Raw genomic sequence first — 15,566 nt, forward strand, 5'->3', positions numbered from 1 at the left:
GAAAAATTCACTTCTATTGACATATTGTCTCCAAATTAGAAAGTTACATTGATTCCCATACTATAGAGTCTTGGTGTGGGATAGAAACCACGGTCCACTCCGATATCCAACGGATCTGTCCCGCCTCTCATTCCTATTTCCGGATCAAGACCTGTATATTTAGTAAACGTGTAGAGATTCTGGGCATTCACATAGAGCCGTACAGCCATGATTCCAAGTTTATTGATGAGACTTTCCGGAATGTTATACCCCAATTGCACTTGTTTGATTCTCAGATAAGAGCCGTCTTCGATATAGCGGTCAGATTGGAGGATGGAGTTGTTCGCATCCAGTCCGCCCAACCTCGGGAACTTCGGATCATTCTGAGTTCCCTCGCCTTGCCATCTCTTCGTCATATCACGAGAATAATTATATGAAAGATTTTGTGTTGATCGGGTATAAGTAGAGGGACCATTATAGACCTTATTACCATGAACGCCCTGCAAGGTAACGCTCAGGTCTAAGCCCTTATAACCCACCATTCCGTGAATAGAATAGGTAAAGTCTGGTAAAGGACTGCCGAGAAACATATAGTTCTCGCTGCTAAACAAATCATCCTTATTGACAGTCAAATACTTAACATCTCCCGGAGCCACGTTTTTCTGAGCTGTTTGTGCGTTCACCTCATCCCAGTTCTGGAACAATCCATCTGTTTTAAGGCCATAGAATTGGGCTATAGGTTTCCCCCGTATGGTACGGGTAAGATTCGCCGTATCCATAAATAACGCTCCGTCAATGAAAGCATTATTGGCTCCTAAATCTACCACGACATTCTTGATTGCCGTCAGATTCGCACCTATGGAATAAATCACCGGATGGTCATAGTCTCTGTATTGCAATGAAAACTCAAACCCTCGGTTACGCATTTTGCCGGCATTCTGAAAAGGAGGCTCTTGGATTCCTGCCTGCCCCGGCACGGGAACACGAAGCAGCATATCGCTGGTCAGCTTATTGAAATAGTCGATAGAGCCGCTTAGTTTATTTTTGAAAAGCACAAAGTCCACACCAATGTTTGTCGTGGTAGTCCTCTCCCATTTTAACTCGGAGTTACCGGTACTATTGAAACTAAAACCGGGAGTAAACACGCCGCCAAACGAATAGTTTGCCCCTGATGAGGCGAAGGTGGCGTATGAATAGGAGGATACACTTCTCTCATTACCAATCTGCCCCCAACCGACACGCAGTTTCAGGTTATTGACAGCATCCTCAGCTGTAATCGCTTTCATAAACGGCTCCTCTGTGATTCTCCAACCCATGGAGAGCGACGGGAAGGTACCCCATCGGTTCCCTCGCACAAACTTAGAAGACCCGTCAACACGGATGTTCGCAGTGAACAAGTACCTTTCCATATAATTATAGTTTAGTCTTGAAAAACCGGAAAACAGTTTGTTCTCCGTCGTAATACCACGGGCTGCTGCTGCATTGTCTTTCGTCTTTGCGTTATCAATAAAGATGACTTTCGGATCATCACTGGGAATATCCCTCACCGTAGCTTGCAGACTTTTGTACTTGACGGCATAAGACTCCATGCCCATCATGGCTGAAAAGTTGTGTTCCTTGATTTTCCTGACAAATGTCAACGTGTTGGCAAATTGCTTCATATAGGTACTATAAGTGCTATTGGTCAACGAGTTGACATTTGGATTCTGTTGAGCGGAAAACACGTAATAAACAGGTACGTAATTAGAAAACTCATTGTTGGAATACTCCGTAGAATAGCTTGAGCGGAACTTGAAATATTTCAGGAAGTCAATTTCCGCATAGAAATTTGCCAAAACACGGTAGAGCTGATTACATGGATTGTTGTAATCGATGACGGCTACGGGATTCCAAATGTCGCTGAAAGTGGATTTCGAGTAGGAGCCGTCTTCGTTTCTGACAGGCGTAATAGGGTCACGGGTAAAGGTTGTCATGATAGGACTGGTCCATTCATCGTTCTCTATGCCACCTTTATGATTGGTTTTAATCAACGTGATATTCTCCCCTATTTTAAGCCAGGGCTTTGCTTGGAAATCAGAATTAGCCCGAAACGTCACTCGGTCAAACTCCGTCTTCTTGACAATACCTTCCTGATTATAATTGTTCAGACTGAAAAAATAGGTAGCCTTATCTGTACCGCCTGACACAGAGACGTCAATATTACTGACAGGAGCGTCCTTATTCAAAATCGCATCGAAATAATCCACCGTCGGCAAGGTGCGAGTATCCTCTATCAGAATATTCCCGCCAAGTCCCACAGACATCTCGTTTCTGAGGAATCCCCAAGTTGGACCGTCACATACATTATTAGAACGCCACACATTCTGAATTCCATAATAGGCGGAAGCATTAACCTCCGCTCTTCCTTCCGCACCTTTCTTAGTGGTAATGATAATAACACCATTCGCACCACGGGCACCATAGATGGCGGTTGCGGAGGCGTCTTTCAGCACTTGGACCGACTCGACATCACTCATGTTGATGAAATTAATGTCGCCTACCATCATTCCGTCAACGACGTAGAGTGGGTCGGAATTGTTCAACGTGCCGATTCCACGAATACGAACCATCACGCCAGAACCAGGTGATCCTGAGACGCTTGTCACATCCACACCGGCTACCTGACCCTGCAACGCGTGACTCAAAGAAGATGCGGAGAACTTGCCTACCTCTTTCATGTCTACCACAGAGATAGATCCCGTCAGGTCGCTCTTCTTCTGCGTGCCATATCCGACGACAACGATTTCACTCAGCGACTTGTCTTCTTCCACCAAAGCCACATTTACAATCTTTTCATCTTTTATAATGATATCCTTAGAAGCATATCCTACGTAAGATACCCGTAGGACGTTGTCGTTAGAAGACACATTTATCGTATATCTTCCATCCAAATCCGTAACCGCCCCCATACCACTTTTGGGTGCGAACACCGTGGCTCCAACCAATGCCTCGCCTGTCTCCGCAGCCGTCACAACACCGGTGATACTTCTCATGCTCCCTTGTCCCCATGCACCAACGGGAATCAGAAACCATGTAGCCAAAGCTAAAAGGTAGATTTTCTTTTTTAATAGGCTCATAGTAATAACAATAATTATTTAGATAGGACTCGAAAGCAAAGGTAAGTGAACAAAATCAAAACAAACAAATAAAAGTTTCTTTTTCTTTTTATTTTACCTTTAATTAACTTACGAAAGCTTTAAATATGTATATTTTTGTATTTATTTGCATTTTAATCCGCATGCGTTTGCTTTTCACTTTCCATAATAAGCATAGACAAAACAAATGAAATCTGAAAACATTCTCAAAACCATCATTGTACGCGATACTGAAGTTTTGAGGGTACAACGGTATTGTTTTACAACTGAATTCAGTATGCAATTGGATAGGCTACTTCCACAATCTGCTCCTATGAGAATAATTTTATCAGCATTTTCGCAGATATAGTGGTTACGGACCAGGTGTGGCGCTTGACTGGCGGGGACTATTGGAGGTAGATGATAAGCAGACGACCTTTTTCTATAAGTGGTTGTAAGTCAGATGGAACTCTTTTTTACATCAGTGGAGCCAGCACGGGGATGATGAGGCATGCGCCCTTCACCAGGAAGTGAAGAACCTGCTCTTCCATATGCGTATTCATATATAACTGATTTTGTTGAAGATATACCAAAGTATACTGATATACATGAGTATGGTGGTTACTATTATATGGCAAAAATAGCTAATTTTGCATTCTCAAAAATTATTTTGTCAATAAAATTATAGCTTTTGAGAAAGTATATTATATCATCAAATAAAAGAATATGTCATTAATAAACCACTTGAACTGGCGTTACGCCACAAAGAAAATGAACGGACAGACCGTTCCGAGAGAGAAACTGGATTATATTCTGGAAGCAGCAAGACTTGCGCCTTCTTCATCAGGATTGCAGCCCTACAGGGTTTTCGTAATCAGCGACAGGAAGGTGCTTGAAAAAGTAAAAGAGGCGGCTTTCAACCAAAGCCAGATAACAGACTGTTCCCATTTAATCGTCTGGGCTGCCTGGGACAGCTATTCACCTGAAAAGATAGGAGAGGTAATGGTAAGGACGTCAAGGGAACGCGGATTGCCGGATAATGCATCGGAAGAGTATGGCCGGTCGCTTTGGTCTAACTATCAGCTATTGGGCGAGGAATGGCATAAAAACCATACTGCCAAGCAAGCCTATATATCATTCGGATTAGCTATCGCGGCGGCGGCAGAGCAGCGGGTCGATGCCACGCCTATGGAGGGTTTCGACTCGGCTAAGCTGGACGAAATTCTCGGACTTGAAGCATTAGGGCTCAAGAGTGTTGTTATCCTGCCTGTCGGCTACAGGGACGAACAAGGGGATTGGCTCGTGAACCTCAAAAAAGTGCGCACACCCAAAGAAGAGTTTATCACAGTAATTGATTAATGTGTAAATCAACAAATTCAGGGCGGTTCCGGACTCATTGAGATACGGAGCTGTTTTTTTGAACTGTTGCATATTTTGCAATGGTTGTCCAATTTTCCATTCCTCTTTCCTGAAAGATAGTCCGACGGCATTACCGGGTTGCCGTCATTTGGCCCCGCCGAAAAAAAGAAGCTGCCTCGTTTGAATGTAGAGACAGCTTCTTCCCTGATGGTCTTTCGTCAGAAAAAAGGGTCAATCGTCGTCATCATCATCGAAATCACAATCGATAATATCGTCCAACCATTCCCAGATTTTCTTGCCTAACCAATAATTGGGAGACTGATCATCGTCGTCGGTGTAATAAATTTCGATGATGCCGTTGTTGTTGTAGTCGATGGCCTTGCGGAAGTCGATTCCGCTCAATGAGTGTGAGAATAAACGGTTTACGTGGAAATCGACCACAACCCCCAAATTCTCACCCGGGATAAATGGCTTGTCAAATTCCACTTCAAAATCGAATTCCTTATCGGAGGCGAAAATAAACGGGATTCCCATGATTTCGCCTTCAATCCGAATGGTCTGGTTGTACATGAGCGAATTTGTATTCCTGTTTTTCTTCATCTCGAATTCGATTTCCTCGAACCTGGCTTTAGGAAGCTCCAGACCGGCAAGCAGTGTTTTAACCTGCAAAACTCCATCGGCGATTAAATCAACTTCAAACGGGCCCTTCAACTTGATGTCGTCAGCGTAAGAATATTTGCCTCCATACTGGTAAGCCCATTTATGGTCATCGTCAAAATCGAATTCGATTTCTCCCACATTAACCATAAAACTGGTGATACTTACCACATCGTCAAACACCAATGCGCGGGTTTCAGCCTGGGGGGCACTTTTGGTGATTGGCCCATCCGTAGCCCGGAATTGGACGGTTACTTTTTCAAAGTCAGAGCCTTTCAATGTGTCGTCGCTTTCACAACCCATAAAGGCAAACGGCAATGCCATTGTCATTGTCACAGCCATAACTTTTAATAGATTCTTTTTCATAACTTAAATTTTTCAAGAATTGCCATTATATAAGAGCCTTGGGGTTACCGAAAGTTTAAGCGGGCGAAGTTAAAATGCGTGAACAAATGAAAAAGAAAGTGTGGCGTTACCCCACACGCTCGGGTTTTGTTTTAACCGCCAGGAGGTTCATTTTTTGGGTGCGTACAAATTCAATGTAACCACGATGTTGCCGGGATTTTTTATAAAACTGACTTTAGCCGTGCTTTTGGGGGTAACTTTTTCGTACGATTCCACCCGGTTTTTCCCGTTTCTCACGATCGAAACCTGTTCGTATTTATCGGCTTTGAGCGCATTGTCAACTTCCCGGGTAAAACTCTCTTGTAACGATTTATCGGCGGAATTCAATGTCAGCATCTGACGTCCGAGACTTGCCTTCGATCTGTCGAACATCATAATATCAACATTTCCGCCCATATCGCTCAATCTATCATATGTACTCGCTTTTTTCTGGTACACGTAGTTGAAACGCTCGTCCTCCATGTATTTGTCGAACAGTTTCTCGAGTTGTTGGGCCGATGCCCCGGCAACAAAAGCGGTTGCCAGAAATAAGATTGAAAGAATTCTTTTCATATTGTCAGGGTTTATAAGTTATTGATTTATTGATTGCATATGGTTGATTTCCCGGGATAAATCGTCAAAGATCCTACCGGGGTCCATTTCGGTTTGTATCGCGTTTGCTTCAACCACCGGTTCATAGCTGGTGCGGATGATTTCATCGGCCTGCATAAACATTTTGTCGGCGTACTGTCGCGCTTTTTTGGGGTTGGTTATCGCTTTCCCGTGGATGAAAACCGTGTAATCGCCGGATGGTGTTCCGGTTTTGTTTTTGAATGGAACCAAAGTAACCAGCAGAAGGGTAACCGCGGCGATACTTGCCGCGGCAATCCATGATTTCCGGATTGGAAACGGTTTTTTACGGTTCTTTTCTGCCGGGATTTCAAAAACGGGAGCGGCAATTTGTTTTTCCTTGTCGAAAGCGGCAAACAAAGGTTTATATATTTCGTGCCGGGGCAAGACGGCGTTGCCCCGGAAGTATTCCTTCAGCCTGCTTTCCTCTTCGGGCAATGTCGTGCCTTCGAAATAATTATCCAGTATGTTGTCTATGGTGTTCATAAAGCAGTTTCTCCTGTTGTTGATGAGTCAGAATCATTTCGCGGAGTTTTTTCCGGGCCCGCGACAGGTTTACGGTAACGGCATTCTCCGTTATCGACATGATTTCGGCAATTTCCTTGACCTCCATCTCCTCCACGTCCTTCATCCGGACAATGGCCCGTTGCATCTCGGGCAGCACGTCAATCATCCTGCCGATGGTGTTCACCGTGTCGGCCTCCTCCGCCAGCTGATGCGGGCCGGGCGCAGGGTATGTCGCGTTGGCGGGAATTTCCCCGTTGGGTTGCTGTTTTCGCAGCCAATCAATGCACAAGTTTCGCATCGATGCCAGCACAAAGGCCTGCCGGTTTTCAATCATTTCCAGCTGCCCGCGTTTTTCCCACAGCCGCGTCATCAACTCCTGATAGGCATCCCGCGAAAGGCTTTCGTCTTTCAATACCGAGCGTGCCATGCGATACAGCTTATCGGAATAGCACAGGATCTGATGTTGGAATTGTTGAGCGTTCATACACATATATAGACGGGAATCGGGAAAAAACCTTACACCGGTCGGCCGTTTTTTTTCAAAATGCTCGCCGTTTTTGACTCGTCGGGTATCTAAGTTCCGGAGAACAGGTTTTTTACCCTTTCTTCGGCTTCCCGCTGATACTCTTTTTCGATATCCGATAGCGATTCGGTTCTGAAATAAGCCTTTCCGTTTTCCAACACCGGGACATCGCCGTATTTCTTGCTTAACGATTCAATAATCAGTTCTCTCATTTTCGGTAAAACAGTGGTAGGTTCTTCTCTTGAAGAAATGGTAAAGCCCAAGGTGATATAAAGGAATTAACGCCAAGCCATATTGCGAGATGGCTAATGCGGCTTGGACAGCTATTCCCACGAAAAAGAACAACGACGCCAACACCATCGACGGGTAAAAAATGTATTTTATCCACAATACATTCAGGCTGACCAGCAGGATAGACAGGAACGACAACGCGATTGCCGGCCATTCCGAAGGGAACAGCGGCAGCATCAATGCGGCAGGCGGCAGTGCGAATATGGTCGGATAGAGTTTCGGATATTGGCTCAGCAACTCTTTTTTGTTGTCCGGGTATTTCAGGCGCGTGCAAACGAGCAGTTGGAGCATCGCCGCCACGGAAAGGGATTTCCCCGTTACGGCAATATCCGCTTTTAAAAGAAACCAGCCTGTAGAAAGCGCGAAGACGAGCAAGACAACAAGGTACACGATGGGAATTTCGCGCGCCGTGCGTGCCAAAATCGTAAGTTTCAGCCGTAAGACGAGTTCTAGTTGGTGAAAAATCATGCTGCAAAAGTAATAATTTTACGTTTCTTGCAAGCTGTCAATTCGGACTTAATAGGGCATCAAAAACCGCTCTGAACTCTTTCCATTGCAGAAGCATAAGTATTATTCCGACATTGATTAATGCGTCGGCTACGTTAAAAAAACTCGTGCGGGCAGGGCGTGCAAGGCGTTGCGGCAAATCCGCGTTACTTCATCTGACCATTCGCCGGTTGTTGGAATCCGGCATCCCTTGAAACATTTATGTATGCGGCATTTTGGGTATTGAAATTAGGTGGAATTTATTGAGATGAAATCACAGATCCTGTTTTAAAAGCACTCAAGATGATTTATTTAGTGGTTTCCTTGTTTTGAGCGTTATCATCATTGAGCCCATCGTAAGGTTCGACACTATCCAAGTTCTTCTTGTATTCCGCTTGTTCTTCCGCGACCAGCCGGTCTTCCTCGTTATCACCCAAATAATATGATTTCCGCAACCCATGCCGGTCTAAATAATTTTTATTGATATAATATTCTAACTCTGACAGCGTCTGTTTCCGTACGGCTGGTTTCAGTTGGCACTCCCATATTGTGATGACAGCCCATCCCATTGTCAGCAACTTCTTTTTGTTTTGTTCATCCCTCAATTGGTTATTCTTTATCTTCTCGCGCCAAAACTTGCTGTTGGAGTGGGGGATACGTCCATCAATGTTATGCCCGTGCCAAAAACATCCATGGATAAAGACAACCACACCATATTTGCGCAACACGATATCGGGGGTCCCGGGGAGTTCTTTCACGTTTTTCCGATACCGATAACCCCGGGAGTACAAATAGCGGCGTACAATCCATTCCGGTTTCGTGTCACGACTTTTAATTTTCGCCATGACGGAAGAACGCTTTTTTTTATCCCAGATATCCATTGTTCAATCTTTGTTTTTTATTCGGGTGATGCTGTTCCGCCGTCGTTATTTTGGGGTCATTTAATGATTAATTCTCTCAGCATTTGTTTTATATTCAAATGCGTGACATTTCGACCTTTTTCCGCTTGATCATTCACCAGCTCAATCCAGTCCATCAGTTTTCTTTTTTCACTCGTGGGTGTTTTCCAATAATCAGAAAGATCCGTGGCTGGTGTTGAAATGATTGTTTCCACAATTTGAGGTATATTCTCAAAGAGGTTTAAAAATATGCGGGGAACATTCCGGTAAGTCTTCCCGTTAACAGGGACGACCCCTCTTCCTCCCGCGGAAAACAAATCCCGGACATTCGGACAAACAATGGATTCACTGGTTATTAACCAAAGCGCCAATCTCCCGAATTTATCATTGTCGCTCCCGAATAATTCAGGAAAATAAGCCATTGCCTTTATTCTTAAAATGTGCCTGTCTTCAAAAGGGAGATTATTCCAAATTCTAACAATTATATTACTGGCTTTACCGTTATCCTCTTGTCCTATCCACCATAATTCCTCGCCCTCATTTAGCTTGCTCTTGTAGTACTCCACAATGGGTTTTATCGGATTGTCTTTTTTACGCAGGGTATCGTAGGGCATTTGTATTTTATCGAAAATAGTTTCCCCCTGTTTCAAATTCATATCAATCAAATACCGGGGTGAATGCGTCACCACGACTTCGGATAGCACTTCCTCGTAAGGTCGGCAACGGAATTCCATCGGATCAGCCAGCTTTGCGAAAAGCATGAAGATTCTTTCAACACTTTCCACCCTTGTCGTTTCCAAAACACTATTTCCCGTTGTTCGCCAATGATTTTGGGTGGTCGTTTTCACTTCAATCCCGTAATATTTTTTCGCCACGATGTCAGGGAATTTCTGTCCACCTATCAACTCTATGGAGTTTTCAAAAGGAGTCCCGATGGCTAAATCAGTCATCACATCCCTGACATAAGGTTCAAGGCTTCTCCCTAAAAGCGTGGATATCTTTTGAGAGGATTTTTGCGCTTGTGCATTCAGTTCTGAAATCGTTGAACTTAGCAAGAGGCCAAATTCACCGCTGTCGGGGGTTGAATTAACGGATACTATCATCGCTGTCGTTTTTAAAATATAAGTCCCAAACCGCTTCTATCCTTTTTGCCAAATTATACGCTAAAAGGGGAGGAACCGCGTTTCCGATAATTTTATATGCTTGCGAGGGACTTACAATATAAGATCCTTTCCTGTTCTTATTTTCAATCACGAATTCGTAATCAGGCGGAAATGTTTGTATTAACGCGCATTCTCTGGGCGTCAATCTTCTTTCGATTAACCCCTTTTCCAGTTCAGACTCAATTTTGCCACCGTTTTTCCTCGATAATCTTCTGAATTCTATATTTCCATGGTGTTCCGCGCGGATAGTCGGTCCGATTCCCGCAAGCTTTATTTCTGTCTGTCCTTGACAATGCTTGCCCATAAACTTCGCCTTGGAATAAAACTTTTGGGACAAATCATTCGTTTTGTCAGGTTCTCTCAGGTGGCTGAAAACTTCTTTAAGTTGAACAAAATGCTTAAGATTATCACCCACGTTTGTGTAAGCATGGGTTGGCTTCGGATATGGATCATATTTCTCGGAGACAACTTCTTTTTGAAGTTCTTTTAACGCGGATTTATTCAGCGCGTTTTTTCTGATCCCGATAAATATCACACGTTCACGCGACTGCGGAACTCCGTAATCCGCCGAGTGCAAGACTTGGGGATTTAAGACAATATATCCGTTTTCATTGGCGGAAGAAAAATCATTTTGGATTATTTCTTTCACGTTGGAGAGATTCACAAGCCCTTTCACGTTTTCAGCGATAAAAATCTTCGGCCGGGTTATTTCAATGACCTCTTTCATCCACATGTAGAGTTGTCCTCTTGTTTCAACCGTGGGTGTGTTTTTGTTTTGAATTAATTCTCCCTTGTGGTTTTTGTGCGAATTAAAACCGTTCCTTTTTCCCGCGACACTGAAATCTTGACAAGGAAACCCTCCCGTCACGATATCCACATTGTCAGGAAAAATCCTTACTCCTCCTTTATGCATTTTCACCAAATCAACAATGCTCTCGGTATAAAAATCGTCAATGCTGTGTCCTCGTTTTGAAAAATAGTTTATCCAGGCGTTTCTGGCATCAGGTAAAATATCATTGGCGAAGACGGTTCTAAACCTTGTTTTTTTCAGTTGAATAAAACCATTTTCTTGTCTCTTGCCTATAAAATGGGGAGTGATCGATTCGTTGATTGATGATTCCAAAACGGAAAAACCTCCCTCAAAGCCTAAATCCATACCTCCGCATCCCGAAAACAAGGAGAGGACATTCAGCGTGTCTTCTTCTTTCTTCTCCAAAGCTTCGAGTTTCGGCTCCGCATCCTGAATGCTTAACTGGGGTTCTTCAACCATATTTTTCGTCTCCGCCATCCGCATAATTTATTTTAAGTTCTTTTCCATTGGCAAATCAAAAATAGGCATTTTTGAACGATTCAACAAGTTGATCGCATTTTTTAATAAGAACAAAATTTTTGGACAATACCAATTCAACTTCTAACCGATGTGGGGATTAATGTGAAAAAGCCCCCTTTTTCATTTAATTCATGACCATTACCGCCATGTTAATGTTAAAATGACATACCTCTCCATTCATATCCCACGAACCGTAAGACAGATTCTTACGAACCAATTGACGAAACAGGCTTAACATGACACTAGATCCTGTTAGCGAAAATCACTGATGCAACTCAACAATTCTGGATTGAAGCACTTCCGATAAAGTCGCTGAAAACGGTCTGGCCGAATTTCTGTATGTCTCAAACCGGGTCAATCGCCTTACATCGATTCTTATTTTTCCGAAATCGTCGGATGCCTCTCTCTCCAGTTGAAAAACGACATACAGCTCACCTTGGGGTTCAGGGTAGCCCTTTTTCAGTAAATCATTTCTGGAGAAGATTCTCGGGCCTTTGGACGTGAGCTTGAAAATCCTGTCTGTCTCCAGTTCATCTTTTCCGTGAAGGATCAGGTATTTTGCGCGAAGGTGCATGCCGGATAGGGAAAGCGACCCCTTGTCGGTGCCGGTACGGAAGTTGTAGAGATGGTTTTTTAATATCCACTCCAGATGTTCCTCGTTCTTGTAGAATCCGATCAGGACAGCTACTTCATCTGCAAAAACCTTCTCCTTGTCTATGTACTCGGGCATGCGTTCGTGCAGGACATTGTCATCCTCTTTTGGCTCCTTGAAGATATGGTAGGTTTCGTCCGATAACTTTTCACGCTGGGAAGTCCTGTCGAGCAAGTGGTCGATCACCAGGTCGATAAAATCCGACAACCCTTTTATATCCACAGTGTCGGGAGAGGGATTCACCGAAAAGGCCCCTAATCCGGGAATGATTTCGTGAAATCCCCTGAAGGTTTCATCGGTTGCTCCCGGATATAGGATATAGGCTCCTCCCGAACGGCGGATGGCATCCTTATAGGCGTGCATCTTAAGGAGATCCACATTCTTGTAGGTACCTCTTCGTTCGTCGATCTCCGTCTGGTCAAGAGCATGTTCTAGTTCCGCGCCTTCCAGATCGGGTTGAACCGTCTGGTAGAAATTGTCGACCTTGTATTTTGCGTCGAAGTGGATATGGACAATCGATTCGTTCTCTTCCGCCTCTTTCCCGGAAAAGATTTTGGGCCAGATGCTCAAGGTATAGTCAGGCCTGAGAGGAGCGGTCCAGCTTCCGCTATGCTTGTCCTGATAATCCACCCCGCCCTTGAAGGTCCTGTTATAGGAAAACTTGATGCGTAGATCCCGGTTCCTTTTTGTAAAGGTTCCTTCCAGTGCTGTATGTTTCCCCGATTTCAACATCACATTCAGACCGTCATTTGTGGGTTCAATCAGATGTTTGTAGGCCTTGCCATCGAATGAAACGGAATCGATCTCGAATTTCTCCCTCACCAAATCATACAGGGTGAAGAACAACGTAAGCGACCGGTGAAGCACGTCTTTTCGATTCGTCACAAATTGATATAACCAGGCCCGAGTAGGCTCAAGTAGCCTGCTATTGGGGGCAAGTAGTTACAAGTTGGAGCAATTAGTTGCGAGTAGTTGTCAAGTTGTCCCAAGTTCGCGGAAGCAGCTCTGTCATATCCCTTCCCTCGCGCAGATAGTACGGTATCTTCTTAAGCACGTCTTCCAGCCACACCCGGGGTTCCACTGCGGCAGCTTTACATGTGCCGATCAGAGAGTATACGATTGCGGCCCTGTATGCCGAAGCGTCATTGCCACAGAATAAAAAGTTTTTTCTTCCCAGGGCGAGGGGCCTAATATTGTTTTCTATGGGATTGTTATCTATATTTATCCTGCCATCATTCACATACCTGGATAACCTCGGCAATAAGGTGTGGGTGTAGGCTATGGCCTTCCCGGTCCTGCTTTGGGGAAGTACTTCCCGATAATGCTCCATCATCCATTTTTCAAAAGTCAGGATGACCGGATAAGATTCTTTCTGTCTTTTTTCACATCGCTGTTCAGGGGTGAGGGCGGCCCTGCCGGCTTCCTCCTCCACCTTGTAGGGCTTGCGGATATAGCAGACGGCTTCGGTGGCCAGCGATTTGTTTTCTTCTAAGGCGTCACAATATTTTCTTCTTGCGTGGGCCCAACAACCATATAGCGTGATGCCCTCCACTTTCTCGAATTGGTCGCAGGCATCATAACCGTCACTCTGCACGCATCCGCGGAAACCGCCGAGCAGTTCCCGGGCCACGTGGCTCCCGCGGCTTCCACGGTCATAATGGAACATGACGTCTCCCGTGATGGCGTCACGCACGCGCCACTCATAACCCTTGCGTGCCCGGTGCTTTTCGTTGTCTATGACCGGTATCACGCTTTCATCTATTTGTATGTATTCACTCGAGAGGATCTGTTTGCGCAGCAGGTCGTATAATAATTTGAGTTTCTCCACCGCCGCCTCATACCAGCCGCCCATCGTGGAGTCGCTGATGGTTATCCCGGCCTCCCTGTATTGTTGTATCTGCCGGTAGAAGGGGAGATGGCACATGAACTTGCCCGTGATGATGTCGGCCAGCACGGAGGCTCCCGCGATACATTTGCTTGCAGGGGCAAGGGGAAGCGCGGGGGTGAGGAGCACCCTTTCCTCCGGATGCTTGCCCGTGATGTCTGATTTGCTGATTACTTTATGACGTACAGCACGTACAATATATACCCTTGCCGGTATCCTTTCAAGCCGGGAGGTCTCCTCGGTGCCGATCTCCACGTATCCCGTCCTGAGATTCCCATTTTCGTCGGTCACGCCTTCCGGATAGATATTCTCCACCTCCACGGGCAGTTTCGTGATGTCAAGCGGCTTTCGTGAGGGCTTTGATTTCACGGTAATCATTCTGGTTATTTCCTCTGCGGATTCCTCCACCGATTTGGCCAATCCGGCTTTTTCTTCCTCACTCATCAATGGGTTCTGGTCAAACAGCTTCAATTGGGCAGGATCAAGGGGAAGGTGCTTCTCGCTCATCTTCCCGAAGACTTTCTTTCGAAGCCAGGCCAGCTGGTTTTGAAGATCCCTGACAGCGGCGTCCAATTTGGAGATGGAGGCAATCTGGGCAGTTATGGTGGCGGCCTGGGAGGTGGCCGTGGTGTCCAGAAAGGTGATCTTTTCATCCCTCACGGCAACCATTTCACGCGGGCGCGTGACTTCCTCCATTGCTGCCCTTAACTGCTGCTCCACTGTCATCCCCTGATTGATTTTCAATGCTTAAAGATAGCAAAAAACCATGACGCGGACAAGCTTTCAGAGGATTTTTCAGTATTATTTCCGCAATTTTTTCAAGCTCTCGGGACGCTGTCTGCGACTGTCAGGTTTTTCAACGACACCTTCAACGATAAGGACCAGGTCACGCCATTCGATGCCGCCGCTTATGGCCTCTTTCTCCATATGGGATGGTTGGCCAAAGGTGCCGGCCTCAAGCAGTTTGGAGTAGAGCGCCATGCCGCCGGCCTCCCAATGCAACAGCTTGATCCTGTTGCGGGCCTTGTTCATGAAAATATAGACATCCCCGTTGCAAGGGTCGGCTCCCATCGCGTCGGTCACAATCCCGCTCAGGGTATGGAAACTTTTGCGCATGTCGGTGGCACGGTTGTACAAAAGGTACCGCAGGCCGTCGTTCAGGTTAAACATGGCCGCTTGATGCCCGGATGATGGACGCAAGAATAGACTCGCTCATCTCACCCCGGATATGGATCAGCGTTCCGGTGGGAGTGCGCAACTCCACACTCATCTCCCCGGAGGGATGCCCGGCTTTCTTCGCTTTGCTCTCTCGCCCATGCCTGGCCGAAAAACAGGGCATGGGAACCAGGGGGCCTCCGCCTGTCAGCTGAATAAATTCTCCGGCAATCTCTCCCGATCGAGCTTTCGCATAACGGGCCTTACTACTATAAAACCTCCATTCGGGAATACCCAACTCGGCTAGCCGCGTTTTGTAGGTGATGCCGCTCTCTTTGCAATAGTGAATCACCGACGCCACCTCTTCTTGTGTCATAACATACTGCTTTTTCTGTTTTGAATACAAAGGTACAGCTCCCTGATGAGAGACGAAATACGTGGTTTACCGGTCGCTTACGTTCCTTTTTGTAAAGGTTCCTTCCAGTGCTGTATGTTTCCCCGATTTCAACATCACATTCAGACCGTCATTTGTGGGTTCAATCAGATGTTTGTA

General features: G+C 45.5%; 15 protein-coding genes. 1 reads left to right on the forward strand and 14 read right to left on the reverse strand.

The annotated features are described in order from the left end of the window. Positions 1-35: 35 nt before the first annotated feature. Positions 36-3,095 (reverse strand): TonB-dependent receptor, encoded by a 3,060-nt coding sequence (locus D7D25_RS14010; RefSeq protein WP_122969560.1) that lies wholly within the window; start codon positions 3,093-3,095, stop codon positions 36-38. Positions 3,096-3,818: 723 nt separating this feature from the next. On the opposite strand from D7D25_RS14010, the gene D7D25_RS14015 reads away from it, so the two are divergent. Then, positions 3,819-4,451 carry an NAD(P)H-dependent oxidoreductase gene (locus tag D7D25_RS14015; RefSeq protein ID WP_122969561.1) on the forward strand — a complete coding sequence of 211 codons (633 nt, stop codon included), beginning with the start codon at positions 3,819-3,821 and terminating at the stop codon, positions 4,449-4,451. 231 nt (positions 4,452-4,682) lie between these two features. Here the strand turns inward: D7D25_RS14015 and D7D25_RS14020 are convergent, their stop codons facing one another. The 13 genes from D7D25_RS14020 to D7D25_RS14075 form a co-directional block, all read right to left on the reverse strand. Beyond that, complete coding sequence (locus tag D7D25_RS14020) at positions 4,683-5,474, reverse strand: hypothetical protein (protein ID WP_122969562.1); 792 nt, start codon at positions 5,472-5,474, stop codon at positions 4,683-4,685. A 147-nt stretch (positions 5,475-5,621) separates the two neighbouring features. Further along, complete coding sequence (locus tag D7D25_RS14025) at positions 5,622-6,065, reverse strand: DUF4252 domain-containing protein (protein WP_122969563.1); 444 nt, start codon at positions 6,063-6,065, stop codon at positions 5,622-5,624. Positions 6,066-6,083: 18 nt separating this feature from the next. After that, a complete protein-coding gene (locus D7D25_RS14030; protein WP_122969564.1) occupies positions 6,084-6,608 on the reverse strand; it encodes a hypothetical protein in 525 nt (174 codons plus the stop codon). Beyond that, positions 6,580-7,113, reverse strand: coding sequence for an RNA polymerase sigma factor (locus D7D25_RS14035; protein WP_122969565.1), 534 nt, complete (start codon positions 7,111-7,113; stop codon positions 6,580-6,582). Before D7D25_RS14035 ends, D7D25_RS14030 begins: the two co-directional genes overlap by 29 nt. 89 nt (positions 7,114-7,202) lie before the next feature. Then, positions 7,203-7,364, reverse strand: coding sequence for a hypothetical protein (locus tag D7D25_RS18060; RefSeq protein ID WP_158602627.1), 162 nt, complete (start codon positions 7,362-7,364; stop codon positions 7,203-7,205). Then, on the reverse strand, positions 7,345-7,863 hold the full coding sequence (locus D7D25_RS14040) for a hypothetical protein (RefSeq protein WP_122969566.1): 519 nt from the start codon (positions 7,861-7,863) through the stop codon (positions 7,345-7,347). Before D7D25_RS14040 ends, D7D25_RS18060 begins: the two co-directional genes overlap by 20 nt. A 374-nt stretch (positions 7,864-8,237) precedes the next feature. Further along, complete coding sequence (locus tag D7D25_RS14045; RefSeq protein WP_122969567.1) at positions 8,238-8,810, reverse strand: very short patch repair endonuclease; 573 nt, start codon at positions 8,808-8,810, stop codon at positions 8,238-8,240. 56 nt (positions 8,811-8,866) lie between these two features. Further along, on the reverse strand, positions 8,867-9,931 hold the full coding sequence (locus tag D7D25_RS14050; protein ID WP_122969568.1) for a hypothetical protein: 1,065 nt from the start codon (positions 9,929-9,931) through the stop codon (positions 8,867-8,869). Then, entirely contained in the window at positions 9,915-11,279 is a 1,365-nt protein-coding gene (locus D7D25_RS14055; protein WP_255417321.1) for a DNA cytosine methyltransferase, read from the reverse strand. The genes D7D25_RS14050 and D7D25_RS14055 overlap by 17 nt, the downstream gene beginning before the upstream one ends. Before the next feature lie 304 nt (positions 11,280-11,583). Continuing rightward, positions 11,584-12,858, reverse strand: coding sequence for a nuclease domain-containing protein (locus D7D25_RS14060; RefSeq protein ID WP_148038936.1), 1,275 nt, complete (start codon positions 12,856-12,858; stop codon positions 11,584-11,586). Between the two features lie 73 nt (positions 12,859-12,931). Continuing rightward, positions 12,932-14,602, reverse strand: a complete 1,671-nt coding sequence (locus tag D7D25_RS14065; RefSeq protein ID WP_148038937.1) for an IS66 family transposase — start codon at positions 14,600-14,602, stop codon at positions 12,932-12,934. Between the two features lie 57 nt (positions 14,603-14,659). Then, on the reverse strand, positions 14,660-15,028 hold the full coding sequence (gene tnpB / locus D7D25_RS14070) for an IS66 family insertion sequence element accessory protein TnpB (protein ID WP_122969572.1): 369 nt from the start codon (positions 15,026-15,028) through the stop codon (positions 14,660-14,662). Next, positions 15,021-15,389 carry a hypothetical protein gene (locus D7D25_RS14075; protein ID WP_185140266.1) on the reverse strand — a complete coding sequence of 123 codons (369 nt, stop codon included), beginning with the start codon at positions 15,387-15,389 and terminating at the stop codon, positions 15,021-15,023. The genes tnpB and D7D25_RS14075 overlap by 8 nt, the downstream gene beginning before the upstream one ends. Positions 15,390-15,566 lie beyond the last annotated feature (177 nt).

The sequence above is a fragment of the Proteiniphilum sp. X52 genome (genome assembly GCF_003712195.1).
Taxonomy (GTDB): Bacteria; Bacteroidota; Bacteroidia; order Bacteroidales; family Dysgonomonadaceae; genus Proteiniphilum.